Here is a 13,785-nt window from a genome sequence, read left to right on the forward strand (position 1 = left end):
ATTTACTTTTTTTTACCAATTACCTGTATTGCGTTGCCCCATTTTCCATGATGAAACCAACGGTCCATATGGATTAAACCTTTGGCCAAAGGCAAGCTTAACAATTGAGTTACTACGCCTGCTTTCTTTCCTAGGTAAGCAAGTTCCCAAGCCAATCTGGATAAATACCCATCAGAATAGGAGGCATGTACCACCTCGAAACCCTCTTGCTCAAACTTCTTCTTCAATCCATCGAGGTCGTACACTTGTCCTATATGTTCTTCTTCTAGCCATTCATCATGATCGGCAAAGTAGCGATCTGGCAAAATTGTTTTTTGTTCTACATTCGGAATTTTCACCATAAAATAACCACCTTTTTTCAGTCGATCATGCACCGTATTGAAAGGCATGTCTTCTGGAGCAATGTGCTCGAAAACATCAATCGAAAAGGCGAAGTCAAGCTCCTTAATTTTGGTGCGATCTAGGTAGTCGGAATAGGTTTTTATGTTCTTAATTTCAGACTTGTAAAGCGCTTCGTTTAGGCTATTGATTCTGCTTTGATCTATGTCTAAAGCGTGCACCTTTGAGTTAGGGAAAGCGGTAGCCAAACTGATGGCGTACTCGCCAAATCCAGTGCCTAAATCAAGGATGTTTTCATCTCCTTTGAAAGGAATATTTTTAATCAGTTTTTTGAATATGGTAAAGCGCGCATAATTGCCCACATTGGTGTACCCGAACACTTTATTAAACAGTTTTGCGAGTAGGGGATTGCCCTTCATTCGCTCACTAGTATAAATTTGTGCGTTGCCAAAAGTAAGTTCCATAATGAGTTTATTTTGTGGCTATTAATGTTTTGATCTTGAATGAATTAAACACTTCCGATAAAGGAGAAATGTCTACATATTTCTTGATTCTTATTTGACCTAATAAGATGGTAATAATGATACTGCTAGTAGTTGCTATAGCCGCACCTGTAACACCATATTGAGGAATTAGCCAGGCATTCATTGCAATATTTACTAATAGGCTGAAAGCCAGCATCTGAAAGTTTACTTTGGGCTTACCTATAGCGTCCAATGTAAGCCCGAATACACGACCCCAAGGCTTGAACAAACAACCAATAGATAGTATAATTATCAATTGAGATGACGATAGGTAATCTTCTGATGATAAAATATTTATAATACTGGTATTGAAAATATCTATAACCATTACTCCTGGAATTATGAGTGCTAATAACGTGAGTATTGACCGGCCATATTCTTTCTTTAGCTGACTGACACCGTTTGCATGATAACTTGCTGCTAATCGCGGATAAATGACTTGGCTAAGTGCCGTTAATGGAAGCTCTATGTACTGAATAATTCTTGATGCGAAATGGAAAAGTGCGAGTGAAATTGGATCAAGAAAATAAGCAATCATAAGCACATCGGCTTTGTTAAAAAGCAAGGATAAAAGGTTGGTTCCTGCAATGTATTTTCCGAAACCAAGTAGCTCTTTAATGATTGCCATTTTTGGCATTGCAATGGCAATCGGATGCTTAACGTGCATGTAAGTAACGGAAGGAATTACGGCCAATAATTGACCATTTAGAATGGCATTGAAACTCAAGTTTCCAGTGTACCAAACCGTCACCATTATGGTTAAAAAAGTAACCATGTAAATCAGGTTTAGTCTAGCATAAAGCTTGAACTTGTTTTTAGCGAAACAGAGAATGTTCATCATCTGAATTGTGCCTAAACTCACCAATGGCTTCCAGCTTTGTTTGAACAATTCAATTAGGGCAGGAGCTTCCCATAGGTTGGCCAGAAGCCCAGCACCAAAGTAGAGTAGGATAGCACTTAGAATGATTACAGAGAAATTGATGGTTAAACCCGAGCCAGCTTGTTGTGCTTCTTCGTCCGCTTTTTGAATTAGCAAACGTGTCAGTCCGTTCTGAATTAAGCCCTGACGCATGCTGTCTACAATGGATATTACAGTAATGAACAGCGCCCAAACCCCCACGGCTTCTTGAGGAAATTCTTTAAGAAGCACAATAAAGAGTAGGAAATTGCTCACTAGGAATGAGGCTTGGCCTGTAATAGAATATAGGCTGTTCGAGAACATGGCGCTATTTTTCAGTGATTTGATCATTATACTGCAAGTTTTTGATAAGACTCAATTGTGCGCTCGGCTACTCTGTCCCAAGTGAAAACTGATGAAATTCTTTCTTTGCCAATTGCACCCATTCTTTCAGCTTCGGCTGGGTTTTCTAAAAGGTATTCCATAGCACATACATAAGATTCTGGCTGTTCAATGTTGCAAAGCAGCCCATTTTCACCATGGCTCACCGACTCACGAATGGCAGCTAAATCGGTGGCTACAACAGGCACTCCATGCGCATTGGCTTCTAGTAAAACGATGCCTTGTGTTTCGTAAGATGACGGGAGTAATAAAGCGCGATATGAAGGAATTGCTTCATGAATTTGAGCGTTGGAAAATTCTCCCAATAATGTGATTTGACTTTCTAGCTTATGCTTCTTGATCAAATCTTTAAGTGTTTTGTACTGCGGGCCGTTTCCAACAATATCCAACTGAATTTTTGATTTGGTCTTTGCTATTGCGGTAATCACTGGTACCAATCCTTTTACTGGGTGAAGTCTTCCTACGAAAAGAAACTTAATTTTATCACCTACCAAAATTTGTTGGTTTGTGATCGCTTCTACTGTAGAAAGTTTTACTCCGTTTGGAATTACTTCTACCCCTTCTAAATGGTTTGATAGGCTAATTTCTTTGCACACATCTTCGCTTACTGCAATCTTAAGATGGGCGGCTTTTAAAAGTTTGTATTCTATCTTTTGAGTAAGCCAAGCGTGTAGTTTTGAATTGAAACTCCAACCTTTTTCGCTACTACTCTCTCTGCTTATAATTCCATGGATTGTATTGGCTAATCTACCTTTAAGCGCAGGAATCATATATAATAAGTATCCGCTGCGTCCTTGGGCGTGTATCACATTGAAACAACTGTGGTTTTTCTTTACCCAGTTTTTTACCTGCCAGTTAAAGCTAAATTCTTCGGCTAAATTAGAGATTGGCTTTAGGTATCTGCCTGGGAAAAATGGAATTTCGATGATATTAACACCGTCAATTTCATAGTACTTTTCGGCTTCGCGGTAAGCGCCACCAGTGAGTACAGACACTGAATGTCCTTTCTCGGTTAAGGCCAAAGCGAGGTTCCAAGTGTGTGTTTGAATTCCGCCCTTAAATCTCCACGGAAGAGATTTACAGATCAATAATATGTTCATGTTAGTGGGCTTCATTTTTTCTTTCTTTTAGCGCTTTTCTTCTTTTCTTTTTTGGCTTCAGCAGCCAATTCTAATTTAGATCTCATGACTCCCCAAACTAGAAATAGTGTTGCTATAGGAAGCAGGAGTGGCCAAGGCATTCCTTCAAACATGACTAAACAGCGTTATGTGGTGTGTGAATAAATTCAGTGCGTGACTTCTTCATCCAAGTGAAGGCAATTAGTGTTGACAGCACTAATTTTGGTAGGGCTACAATTAGCTTTAAGCCATTTTTTAGTAGCACTTTGAAAGGAAGACAAACTACATAGGCTCCAAAGTTGGCTACAGTTCCGATGGTTGCTAGCGTAATCAAAACCACATTCCCTGTAAGCAATGAAAGCAGAACTAGCATTAGCATTACGAAAGGAGCCAAGGCGCGTGGCGGTAAGGCCAATTGCATTGTTTTGTGGAAGTAATCGAAGTTGCCTTTTAAAAGCGCTTTGAAGGCTGGTTTAATCGATTTTTTTAGGAAAGTGTACTGTGACTCCAACCAGCGACCTCTCTGCTTAGAGAAGTGCTGAAATGAACCCACTTTCTCATCTTTGATCACTAAGTCTTCTGCAAAATGTATGAAGACCTTTTTTGCTGTAAAAGCCAATTCCAGTTCCTTGTCAAAACCACCGATGGCCGTTAAGTCAAAAACTACGCTTTTGAACAATTCGAAATCGAAAACCATGGCTGAGCCAGATAATTTTGAAGACAAGCCCAACACATTGGCACCTTTGCAAATCATTTCTTGGTTGGCGAATTCTGAAAGACCATCCAATAAAGCAATGGTATTTTGACCATTTGCCGCAGCCCGATTGCCTTGAATGGCTTTCATTCCAGTATTTACATACTGATTCGCTTTGGCCAGAAAATGCATGTCCATTACGTTATCAGCATCTAAGATTACTGTGGCATCATAAGCCCTATTCTCACCATACACCTTCATGGCTTCTTGAAGTGATTTCACCTTGGTGCTTTTTTCAAACTTCACTTCCAACACATCAGCACCAAGGTTTCTGAGGGTTTTTACTGTTTCCAGTTTCAAACCATCGGCAATCACCACGTAGTCAAAAGCTCTCTTAGGGTATTGGTAACGCAAAGCCATATTGCGCTTTGTACTTTCTATGATTACGGCATCTTCTTTATAAGCAGGTACCATCACCAAAAACTTATTTCTTTTTTCAACTGATTGAAAACTAGAGCGTTGTTTTACCTTCGAGGCCAAGGCCAACACGAAAAGGTAAAGGGCAGACCCACCAAAGTAGGCGATCAATACAGCGAGTAAAATGATGATTAACGTTTCCATATCAGTTTTTTAGTGGTTTCCATTCTTTGATTAAAAAAAGAAAAGGGATGGCCATGTTCATTACCATGCCTGTTGGCATTTGGCCAAATACTTGGTTTCCATAGCTGGAAAAGAGTACTCCGACTATACAGGCGTATAGCCCTAGTCCGTAGATTTTACCTTGTTTGTCTTTTAGATTCATGACCAAGTGGCCTCCTTTCCCCAATACAAAGCCTAAAAAGGAAAGGTGAATCATAAGGCCTACAATCCCTGTTTCGGCCCAAACTTTTACATACCAGCTATCGGTTGCGGTGTTGGCCATTAGTGATTCTGGATTGAACCTAGCGCCCCAAAAACCTGCGGTACCAATTCCGGCCCCAAACGGCTTGTCGGCCAAGTAGGCGCCAAAGGTTTTTTGATTGTCGAGCCTTACAGAAAGTGATTTGTTGTTTGGATCTAAGGCGGTGCGCATTCTACGCACTTGCTCTACACCCTGAAACATGAAGGTGTATTTTAGAATACAGAATACCAGCACGATAGCCGAAAGGCCTGCTAATAATACTTTAAAGTTTTTGTTAACAATGAGGTAAGCTATTCCACCAAATAATGGCACAGCCAGGGCGCCTCTTGTACCAGAAATAGCAAAACCTAAGAAGAACAATACAGCACAGATGGCATACCATACTCTAGTTCTGAATTTAAAAGGGCCTGTTGCTAAAATTCCGGTAAATAGCGCCATCATGGCTTGTGAAGCACCAAACTGACCTGCATCGCTGTAAAATGAGAATACCCTTAAAACACCATGTAAAACGTGTTCTTCGTGGTGATCTTCCTCCCATAACCAACGGTATTCAGCGGCATCAACCCCAATGATTTGCTGCTTAAAACCCCAGGCCACTCCAATAAGGGAAAGCACAATAAGGATGTTCAAAAAAATCATGAAGTCTTTTCGGTCTCTGAAGAGCAAGAAAATTAGAGGAATGCTTAATGCCTGATAGAAACCAAGGCCTCTCATGGCATAGAACCATGCCACGATTCCGTTTCCAGCTGGATTTACGATTTCGAAAATCAAGTAAAGCATCCAAACGGTAGAGAAGATTACAATGTCGTTTTTAAGGAACTTCCAGTTCACTTTTACTTCCTTGTTGAGGATTATGATCAACCAAGCCAAAACCATTAGGATATCGAGGGTTAACCCCCAAGGTGCATTGATGTAGCGGCTAATGCCAGAAATCATAAAACCCATCACTAGACTGCCCCATAGCGCAAGTTTTGGCTTGCTCCAGAGAACAGCTAGTAGGGTTACGATGAAAGGGAGTCCAAGCAAAATAAGTGCGCCCACCATACCTGAAACTAGGATTAATCCAGTGCCCACCACGATAAGCCCGAGTAAACTGATAAGGCCAAAGCCCGATCTCAATTTCTCGACTCCGTATTTGGTAGGTATGTTGGCGTAACTTTTCATGCTTTTTTCTTAACATAAAAGTACTGCCTGCCCCTCGGCTATTTTTTAGATTACGATAACTGGAAGCTTTGCTTCGATAATTGACAGAAAGGGGAGATGAAGGGAATTAATTGATTAGGTGAGCGAATAAGTGATGTGGCTAATGAAAACTGATTGTGGAAATCAAAAACTGACATTCTAAATCTGTTTTTCAAATTCGTTTGCCCGAGCTTCCCAGCTGTTTTGCTGCGCGAAGTGCTTTCTCATTTGCACTTTGAGACGGTTATTGGCTTGGATTTCCTTTTTTAAACCGTGAACGAAGTCTTCGGTGTTTTCTGCAATGTAAATCAATGGATCGAAATCTGATAAATCGCTAAAGTCAGTGGTAATCACAGGCTTACCCATGGCCATGTACTCATTAATTTTTAGCGGATAAATGGCTTTTGTAAGCTCGGTTTTTACAAATGGAATAATACAAGCGTCCCAAAGTTGAATACTTTCTGGTAGTTCTTTTTGAGGTACTGACCCACGGAAAATAATGTTTTCAGGTAAATTTTCTGGTAGCTCAACCTTTACTGGCCCAAGCATTTCAAAGGTAAGGCTGGTTAAAGCCTTAGCAGTTTGGGCTAGTAAGTCTAAATCAACACGCTGGTCAATGGCGCCAACATAGCCTACTTTGTAATTTTTGGTGAGTTCAGAGCTTTCCGACCTAAATATGGAAAGGTTAACACCATTCTTTACACATGATACATTGGCGTGTTTGCCAATAAACTTTTGTTTTAACTGTTCCGAAGTAGTGATAATTCTGTCACAGTGATCGATATATTTTGATTCGTATTCAGCGCCCCACTTGCTGGCCCATTCGGTTCCGGAAATTTCATCGTAGCAGTAGTATGTACGCTCTATCTCACCCCAATATTTTCTTGTAAAGTAGCCATAAATAGGATTGAAGGCATTTACCAATACTGTATTATTTCTGTCTACTGTTTTTAATATTTTCTTGATGCTTAGGCTGATAAACCAAGCGTTAAAGAACATTGCCAAACGGAAGATAGCAGCATTATTAATCCAGTTTACTGGAAGTACAGGCATGGCATTGTACACTTCCACCAAACCATTTTCAGTTTTTATTTTTCTGCTACGGCTTTTTTTACCCAATACCTGACTTTTGGGTGTGAACTTATTCTTCAACACGTCTTTCCAGGTGTAGTGATAATCGAGCATAATCACCCTGTGCTCTTTGGCCAACCTAGTCATAATCTCCATGGTGGATTTTATGTAAGGGCTGTCCCATGCGGGGAAACTATGGCATATAATTGTTTTCATCACTGATTTCTTTTTAGGTGAATGCTATTCAACTTCTCTAATTCTTTCTTCGCACGTGCATTTTAAGCCTTAGCTCAAAACCGCTTTCACTTTTCTTCTTAGCCAGCTACGTTTCTTTGGTACCTCGCCAATTACATCTTCCATAATGTCTGTTCTAACGCCATTAAGGAATACCACTGGCTTTTGACCTACATATTTTTTGTACACTTTCAATGCGTGTTGATCGGCTTCGGTCCATTTTCTGTCTGCTTTAGTAACAAGAATATGAATGTCGCCATTTTTCACTTTGTCATGACCATAAGGATTGTTTAGAATTGAAGGCAATTCAATCCAGTTGAATTCATTTTCATCGAAATGCTTTCCAATAAATTTTTGAGCATTCTCAATCAATGTAGTTTTACCTTCTTGGTTTTGAATACTGAAGACTACTACATTCTTTTTGCCTGTGGCCTTTTTGCCAGCTATTCTCAATTCTTGAACAAATAAGTTCATGGCTTGGTCGGTAATGGTAGAGAAATCTATATTAGATTTTTCTACATCTTTGGGTAGTTTAGGCATGAGGCCTGCTATTCTTAGCCCAGTTTTCTCTGCAGTATTTTTAGGACTCTTCAAGCTGCTATCCATAAATTCCATACCGATAACCGCACTTGATGGAACGACCAACCCTACCATGAAGGCTAGAATAACCATCATTGAAGTTTTTGATTTTTCTGGCTGAGCAGGGTAAAAGGGCTTATCAATTACCTTTAAGTTGCTCGACATTAGCATATTGTATTGGTCTAGTCTAGCTTGGTTGTAGCTGCGTAAATTCTCTAAATATTCTCTTTCAGCTACATCAATTTCTCTTTCTAAACGGGTAAGGGTAGAACCTAAAGGCGCAAAACGATCATAAATAGCTTCGTATTCTTTTTGACGTATTTTCATTACTTCCAATTTGGCCGATGATTCCTCTCTACTAATCACATTGTTCAACCATTGGGTCAAAAGATTAGAAGTAGGCACACCGTCAGAAGTTTGGGTTACGGCAATTACCGATTTAGTTGATTCAATCATTTCGGCCTTGAGGTTTTTGATTTTCGCTTCAAGGTCTCTTTTCTTAACAAGCGTTTGTCTATCTAAAAGACTATCGTTGGTGATGGTAATTTCGGTAAGCTCATTGGTGAATGCTGCTATTTTCTTCTGGTTGTCGGCAATTCTTTCTTGAATTACAGGCAATACACTTTTGTCGTCAATTTCTAACTCAATACGTTTAATGGCCGATTCTGCTCCTGCTTTGATTTTCAACTGATCTTGAAATTGTTTGTCTAACTCTTCCTTATTTCCAGAAATAAAACGGGTTTGTTCGTAGTAGTTGATGATTTGATTTTTCACTCTGAAATTCAATAAATCGTCTTCTGCTTGCTTTAGTTTGGCCAAAGTATTGGCGGTTGCTTCTTCAAAGAATAGAATTACCGATTCGGTTTGGCCTTCTTTTGTATCCAATTGACTTTCCATGAAAATATCAGTGAGGAATGACAAGGTGATTTGGCTCATGTAAGGGTCAATAGAAGCGTATTCCATGCGGATCATGTCGCTATTGCCTTCTCTAACTACTTTAATGTTCTCTAATTGATCTAGACCAAAAAATAAGTTTTTGGAATAAGTGAGTTCATAAATGGCATTCTGCTTATCGGCTTCTCTTAGTTCAATTATCTTTTGTTGAACTGATTTCAAAGAGTCTCTTCCATTTATTTTTACTTCAATATTTTCTAAACTGGTTTCGAGAACTTCCTGATTTTCTTTTAAAATTGGGTTTTCGCCTTTCGATCTCTCTAAAAGCATATGGGCCAATAACCTGGCAGATAGCTCCTTTTGGGTTTCGAATGAAGTGGCCAAATTAATAAGGTTCTCCATTTCGTTATTGGTGTAGGCGTAATCGATTCTCTCGCCATTATTACTTTCAATATTATACCCAGAAATAAGTCCAGTATTGAGTAAGGTATGGCTTTGGTATTCTTGTTTTGCATCTTTGGTAAACCAGAATACAAGAAAGGCCAGGCACAGTGCGGTAAGGCCAATGTAGGCCGAAAAGCGAACTAATAAACGAACGATTTGAACGAAACTCATGGCTTATCGAATTATAGAAGATCCAACCAATTGCTCTAAGGTTTTTAAGGTATACCAAGCATCGCTTTTGGTTTTTTCAAGTTCTATTTTAGAAGTGGTAGCAATATCTAAAGCCATTCGGTAAGCGTCCATTTCTGCTTTTCCGGCTTTAAAATAGCCTTCGGTCAGCATTAATGCCGATTCGTTGGCTTGCATCTTCTCGGTTTGTAATTCTATAATTTTGAATGAAAGGCTAAGCTGATTGTAACGCTTGGTTACTTCTTCGGCAATTATTTTTTTGATGTCAGATTTTTGGTATTCAATTTCTTCAATAGCATACTTATTCAACTTGATTTTATTTTTTCTTGATACCAGTTCCGAAAATGGTAGCCTAATGCTAAGTCCTAAACTATAAGTAGCGTTTTGGCGGGTAACAAAGGTGTTTTGATTATCGCTTGAAGTCAACAGTTGATCGGAGATAACTCCATTGCCGTAGTTATAACCAGCAGTTAATGCTACATGCTGTAACCAGTCTTTTTTCGACATAGCCATTTCTTCCTCTTTCTGCAATTGGCCTGTTGTAAGGCGATGTACCGAAGGCGCATTTCTAAGTGCCATACTGATCAGAGAATCCAATGGTTTGATCTTGTCCATTCCAGTGGGAGTTTCCTGAGCATTTAGTGCCGTAGCACTGATCAATAATATGACGATTAAGAATTTTTTCATGGTTTCTATTTTTGAATTTGAACCGTTTTCTCCGAAACAATACCCTTGATGCTGCTTAGTAGATTTTTAAATCCGGCAGGCTTCATAAAGGGCTTTTCAATTGTTTTGAAGAATATCATGCTGCTAAATAACACGATAGGAATGGCGATAATCAGACTTATCGATAACTGTAACCAATAAGGGGATGAGTAACCAAACGAGCCGATAACTGAATAGAGCAATTCGAGCAATGGCAAGTGAATAAGGTAAATGGTATAGCACATTCCTCCTATGATGGTGATCCATTTTACAGATAAAAACTTGTTGAAATAGTGGCCATTAAAGCCTGCCATAAGCAAAAGAATAAGTGCCGAATTGAAGATTAATGTTTTGTAATATTCTTCCGTCCAGGTAAAGGCCATAACCAACAAAAGCACAGGAGCGAGGGCATCCCAAACCCAAGGTTTAATACGGCCAATCGTTTTACGGTTGACATATAAATCTGCCGCTAACATGCCAATCAGAAAATGCTGCAAGTGGCCTAATAAAGTGGCTTTGAGTGGATGAACATTCCAGCCCAACACGTACTGAAATGTGATATAGCTAATTAAGAAGATGATCAGAAAGGTTCTTCTTACAAAACCATCTTTCTGATTGAAATAGAGCAATGCAATAAAAGGAGCAATGAGGTAAAATTGAATTTCTACTTCCAATGACCAGGCCACTGGATTGATAATGGAGTATTCTCCATAAATAATACTGTGGGTATAAGTGAGTGTAGCAAAATAATGTGCCAATACTTTTCCAATACCAAGGTTGCTTTGAAACAAGAGTATAAGCGCAAAAAAGCTAATCCAAAATATAAACGGAGGTTCAATTCTGGTGAGCCTTCTAGATATATAGGTTTTGTAATTGAGCGTTCTATTGCCATTAGCATAGGGCATGGTAAGCACAAAACCGCTTATGGCGAAGAAGATAAAAACCCCAATTGTACCTCGACTAATCAAGAATGATAACATTTGTTCCCAACCCGATTGATTTGAAGCACTAGCACTATACTTCAGAAGTCTTTCATTGGCATGTTGGAAAATTACTGGAGCTATGGCCAGAAATCTAAAACCGTCAATAAAAGGAATGTAATTTCCTGAATTAGGGCTGCGCAATAATGAGTTCCAGAAGTCTATAAATCGCCTCATGATTTATACGTTTTCATGTTGTAGAGCTGCTAATGGAGTTTTGAAGAGAATCTTCATGTCCATCCAAAAGTTATGTTTCAGGGCATACTCAATATCTAAATCGCATCGGCTTTCGGTACTCATTCCTGATTTTCCTCGTTCGGTAACTTGCCATAAGCCCGTGAGTCCGGCAGGTGCTAAAAATCTTCCTACGGTTTTATCTGTTGTTAATTTTTCAGCTTCGTACAGCGGCAAAGGGCGATTGCCTACCAATGACATATCGCCAATAAGGATATTAAAGAGCTGAGGTAATTCATCGATACTCGTGTTTCTGATAAACTTACCCACTCTCGTAATTCTTGGGTCGTTGTTAATCTTCACAAAAGCTTTTTTGTCTTCTAACGCTTTGAATTGCTCATATTCCGACTCTTCAAATAATTCATCGTCCTTCACTAAAATATGGTCGTGGTTAGCGTAAGCTATAATTGATCGTGTAAGAGGCTTGGCCTTAATGGTTTGTTCTTCATTATTGGCGTATTGATTTAAATGCTTTAGTTGCTCCACCATTTGGTCGGCATCGGTACGCATTGACCTGAACTTATAGAACTTGAAAATTTTATAGCCCATTCCTACACGGTAAGAGTAGTAGAAGATGGGGCCTTTTGATTCCAGCCTGATTAGTATCATGACCAATAGGAATAGGGGAGCCAAGCATAAGATAAGAATGCTGGTTACGGTGATGTCGAAGGCTCTTTTTACAAAGGGTACTTTTAATGAAGGTCTCATAGCTCTATTTTCTTTGATACAAAGCTATTCTGAATGAGGCCTCGGCTTTTATAATTTAGACGACTGCAGGGTTTTGGCAGTTGAATGAAATGAATTAGAGGTTGTTGGTTTTACTTGGTTTTGGGTGGTTTTCTCTGGTTTATTTATTCTGCTCAGTCTATTTCAATAGCCTCTCAGTAATGGAGGGTTGACAAAATGCCGAGAAGAGTTATTAAGTTAAAGGGTAAGGAGTAGACCTTAAACATGCTGATCGATAAGTATTGCATTGCCGTCCGGGTCCGTAACTACTAAACTGGCTGGGCCAGAAGTGTTTTCGTCTGCCGCACTTTGAAGCTCAATACCTTTGCTTTTTAATTCTTTTTGTATGGCGCGCACATCATCAAAAGACTCAAGTTTTTGTGCGTTTTCATCCCAACCAGGGTTAAAAGTTAGAATGTTATTAGGAAACATACCTTGAAAAAGCCCTACCAAGGCATTACCATTTTTCATGATCAAGTAATTTTTTTCCATATCTCCAGCAAAAGCTGTAAAGCCAAGGGCTTCGTAAAAATCTTTAGAGGCCTTTAGGTCTTTTACGCTAAGGCTAACGGAGAATGCGCCAAGTTTCATAGTGGTGGGTTTTGTTTAAAAAAGGAAGATAGGGATTTTATTGCTTAGACTCAACGCAGCCTGCCGACAGCTCTTCACGATATTCAGCATGAAAGCTAATTTTTTCGTTTTGCAAGGTTTTCAAATTGATCGAAGTACGTTTTTCTCCATTCACGATAAAGAATACTTCATAATGAAAAAGGATATCATTTAGCAGTGTCACCTCACAGTCCAAGTATTTTTCCATTGAGTTAGTAGGTGCACTGCCTTCAGTATCGTAGGGATAATAATAGGGGAGAAATAGTCTCGCTACATTTGTTGAATCTTTAGTTAAAGAGCCAATGCCTGAGGCGCCTTGAGCACCAATAATTCCATTTGCTTCTCTCCACGGAAAATCATCACATTCTACCATAAAAGGTACAAAATCAACACCTAAGCCATCGAATGAACTATCAAACGTTACTTCAATGTATTTGATGAACATAGGTTTAAGTACATTGTAATCAAGGTAAACCATCTGAACGGGCTTTTTTCCATCAAAAACAAAATTATCAGGGGTGACTATGCCAATATCATATAAGGTATTTGGGTCATTCTGGCTGCCTGCTTTAAAAACTGGGGGCGAAGCAATATAATATTTAGCAACATAATAAGGCTTATTTGTTTTTGGGTCTATTTGATGCCCAACAGGTATGCCCGAGAGTACTTGATTTGCCTTGTTCCAACTAAAACCTTTTGGCCCGTTCCATAATTTACTGTCGATGGTAATATTTGTATTGCAACCAAAGAGGGACAGACTTTGAGTTTTTTCATGTGGAAGGGTGGTTTCGCCCAAGCTAAAGTTTACATAGCCTGTAGTTTTTTCGAGCTCAGTGTTTTGGGCTTTTGTTATTGAATATGCAAAGAAGAAAGGAATGCTTAACGCTAAAAATTTTAAACATGGTTTCATGATGGTTGGCTTTGGTAAATGAAAAAATGATTGTGTTATCACAATTGATACAAATCAAACTTAACACATTTGGGTATTAATTTATGATAAATTGAGGAATAAAATGGTTGGTCTTTGGTCTCTCAGTTGAAGATAGCTTAGTGAAATTGGTT

12 protein-coding genes are annotated in these 13,785 nt (G+C 39.1%); all 12 read right to left on the reverse strand.

Annotated features, from left to right (window positions below; genetic code table 11):
- Nucleotides 1-2 precede the first annotated feature (2 nt).
- A complete protein-coding gene (locus OB69_RS01615; RefSeq protein WP_053221951.1) occupies nucleotides 3-803 on the reverse strand; it encodes an SAM-dependent methyltransferase in 801 nt (266 codons plus the stop codon).
- Nucleotides 804-810: 7 nt separating this feature from the next.
- Nucleotides 811-2,112, reverse strand: a complete 1,302-nt coding sequence (locus tag OB69_RS01620; RefSeq protein WP_053221952.1) for an oligosaccharide flippase family protein — start codon at nucleotides 2,110-2,112, stop codon at nucleotides 811-813.
- Nucleotides 2,112-3,278 carry a glycosyltransferase family 4 protein gene (locus tag OB69_RS01625; protein WP_082338028.1) on the reverse strand — a complete coding sequence of 389 codons (1,167 nt, stop codon included), beginning with the start codon at nucleotides 3,276-3,278 and terminating at the stop codon, nucleotides 2,112-2,114. The genes OB69_RS01620 and OB69_RS01625 overlap by 1 nt, the downstream gene beginning before the upstream one ends.
- Nucleotides 3,279-3,417: 139 nt before the next feature.
- The gene (locus OB69_RS01630) at nucleotides 3,418-4,596 is read right to left on the reverse strand and encodes a glycosyltransferase (protein WP_053221954.1); all 1,179 of its coding nucleotides are present in this window, start codon (nucleotides 4,594-4,596) and stop codon (nucleotides 3,418-3,420) included.
- 1 nt (nucleotide 4,597) lies between these two features.
- Nucleotides 4,598-6,040: an O-antigen ligase family protein gene (locus tag OB69_RS01635; RefSeq protein WP_053221955.1), complete on the reverse strand. Its 1,443-nt coding sequence runs from the start codon at nucleotides 6,038-6,040 to the stop codon at nucleotides 4,598-4,600.
- Nucleotides 6,041-6,217: 177 nt separating this feature from the next.
- Entirely contained in the window at nucleotides 6,218-7,345 is a 1,128-nt protein-coding gene (locus OB69_RS01640) for a glycosyltransferase (protein ID WP_082338030.1), read from the reverse strand.
- A gap of 69 nt (nucleotides 7,346-7,414) precedes the next feature.
- Complete coding sequence (locus OB69_RS01645; RefSeq protein WP_053221957.1) at nucleotides 7,415-9,451, reverse strand: GumC family protein; 2,037 nt, start codon at nucleotides 9,449-9,451, stop codon at nucleotides 7,415-7,417.
- Nucleotides 9,452-9,454: 3 nt separating this feature from the next.
- Nucleotides 9,455-10,156, reverse strand: a complete 702-nt coding sequence (locus tag OB69_RS01650) for a TolC family protein (RefSeq protein ID WP_053221958.1) — start codon at nucleotides 10,154-10,156, stop codon at nucleotides 9,455-9,457.
- 5 nt (nucleotides 10,157-10,161) lie between these two features.
- Nucleotides 10,162-11,331 carry an acyltransferase family protein gene (locus OB69_RS01655; protein ID WP_053221959.1) on the reverse strand — a complete coding sequence of 390 codons (1,170 nt, stop codon included), beginning with the start codon at nucleotides 11,329-11,331 and terminating at the stop codon, nucleotides 10,162-10,164.
- A gap of 3 nt (nucleotides 11,332-11,334) precedes the next feature.
- Complete coding sequence (locus OB69_RS01660; RefSeq protein WP_082338032.1) at nucleotides 11,335-12,096, reverse strand: sugar transferase; 762 nt, start codon at nucleotides 12,094-12,096, stop codon at nucleotides 11,335-11,337.
- Between the two features lie 237 nt (nucleotides 12,097-12,333).
- Nucleotides 12,334-12,705 carry a VOC family protein gene (locus tag OB69_RS01665; RefSeq protein ID WP_053221961.1) on the reverse strand — a complete coding sequence of 124 codons (372 nt, stop codon included), beginning with the start codon at nucleotides 12,703-12,705 and terminating at the stop codon, nucleotides 12,334-12,336.
- Between the two features lie 37 nt (nucleotides 12,706-12,742).
- The gene (locus OB69_RS01670) at nucleotides 12,743-13,633 is read right to left on the reverse strand and encodes a hypothetical protein (RefSeq protein ID WP_053221962.1); all 891 of its coding nucleotides are present in this window, start codon (nucleotides 13,631-13,633) and stop codon (nucleotides 12,743-12,745) included.
- Between the last annotated feature and the right edge of the window lie 152 nt (nucleotides 13,634-13,785).

Origin of the sequence: Roseivirga seohaensis subsp. aquiponti (genome assembly GCF_001267955.1) — a bacterium.
Taxonomy (GTDB): Bacteria; Bacteroidota; Bacteroidia; order Cytophagales; family Cyclobacteriaceae; genus Roseivirga; species Roseivirga seohaensis.

Bases quoted from the DNA above. Each gene is read 5' to 3' on its own strand.
- OB69_RS01645 (WP_053221957.1), bottom strand. From the start codon at position 9,451: ATGAGTTTCGTTCAAATCGTTCGTTTATTAGTTCGCTTTTCGGCCTAC.
- OB69_RS01625 (WP_082338028.1), bottom strand. From the start codon at position 3,278: ATGAAGCCCACTAACATGAACATATTATTGATCTGTAAATCTCTTCCG.
- OB69_RS01615 (WP_053221951.1), bottom strand. From the start codon at position 803: ATGGAACTTACTTTTGGCAACGCACAAATTTATACTAGTGAGCGAATG.
- OB69_RS01670 (WP_053221962.1), bottom strand. From the start codon at position 13,633: ATGAAACCATGTTTAAAATTTTTAGCGTTAAGCATTCCTTTCTTCTTT.
- OB69_RS01660 (WP_082338032.1), bottom strand. From the start codon at position 12,096: ATGAGACCTTCATTAAAAGTACCCTTTGTAAAAAGAGCCTTCGACATC.
- OB69_RS01640 (WP_082338030.1), bottom strand. From the start codon at position 7,345: ATGAAAACAATTATATGCCATAGTTTCCCCGCATGGGACAGCCCTTAC.
- OB69_RS01665 (WP_053221961.1), bottom strand. From the start codon at position 12,705: ATGAAACTTGGCGCATTCTCCGTTAGCCTTAGCGTAAAAGACCTAAAG.
- OB69_RS01635 (WP_053221955.1), bottom strand. From the start codon at position 6,040: ATGAAAAGTTACGCCAACATACCTACCAAATACGGAGTCGAGAAATTG.
- OB69_RS01630 (WP_053221954.1), bottom strand. From the start codon at position 4,596: ATGGAAACGTTAATCATCATTTTACTCGCTGTATTGATCGCCTACTTT.
- OB69_RS01650 (WP_053221958.1), bottom strand. From the start codon at position 10,156: ATGAAAAAATTCTTAATCGTCATATTATTGATCAGTGCTACGGCACTA.
- OB69_RS01655 (WP_053221959.1), bottom strand. From the start codon at position 11,331: ATGAGGCGATTTATAGACTTCTGGAACTCATTATTGCGCAGCCCTAAT.
- OB69_RS01620 (WP_053221952.1), bottom strand. From the start codon at position 2,112: ATGATCAAATCACTGAAAAATAGCGCCATGTTCTCGAACAGCCTATAT.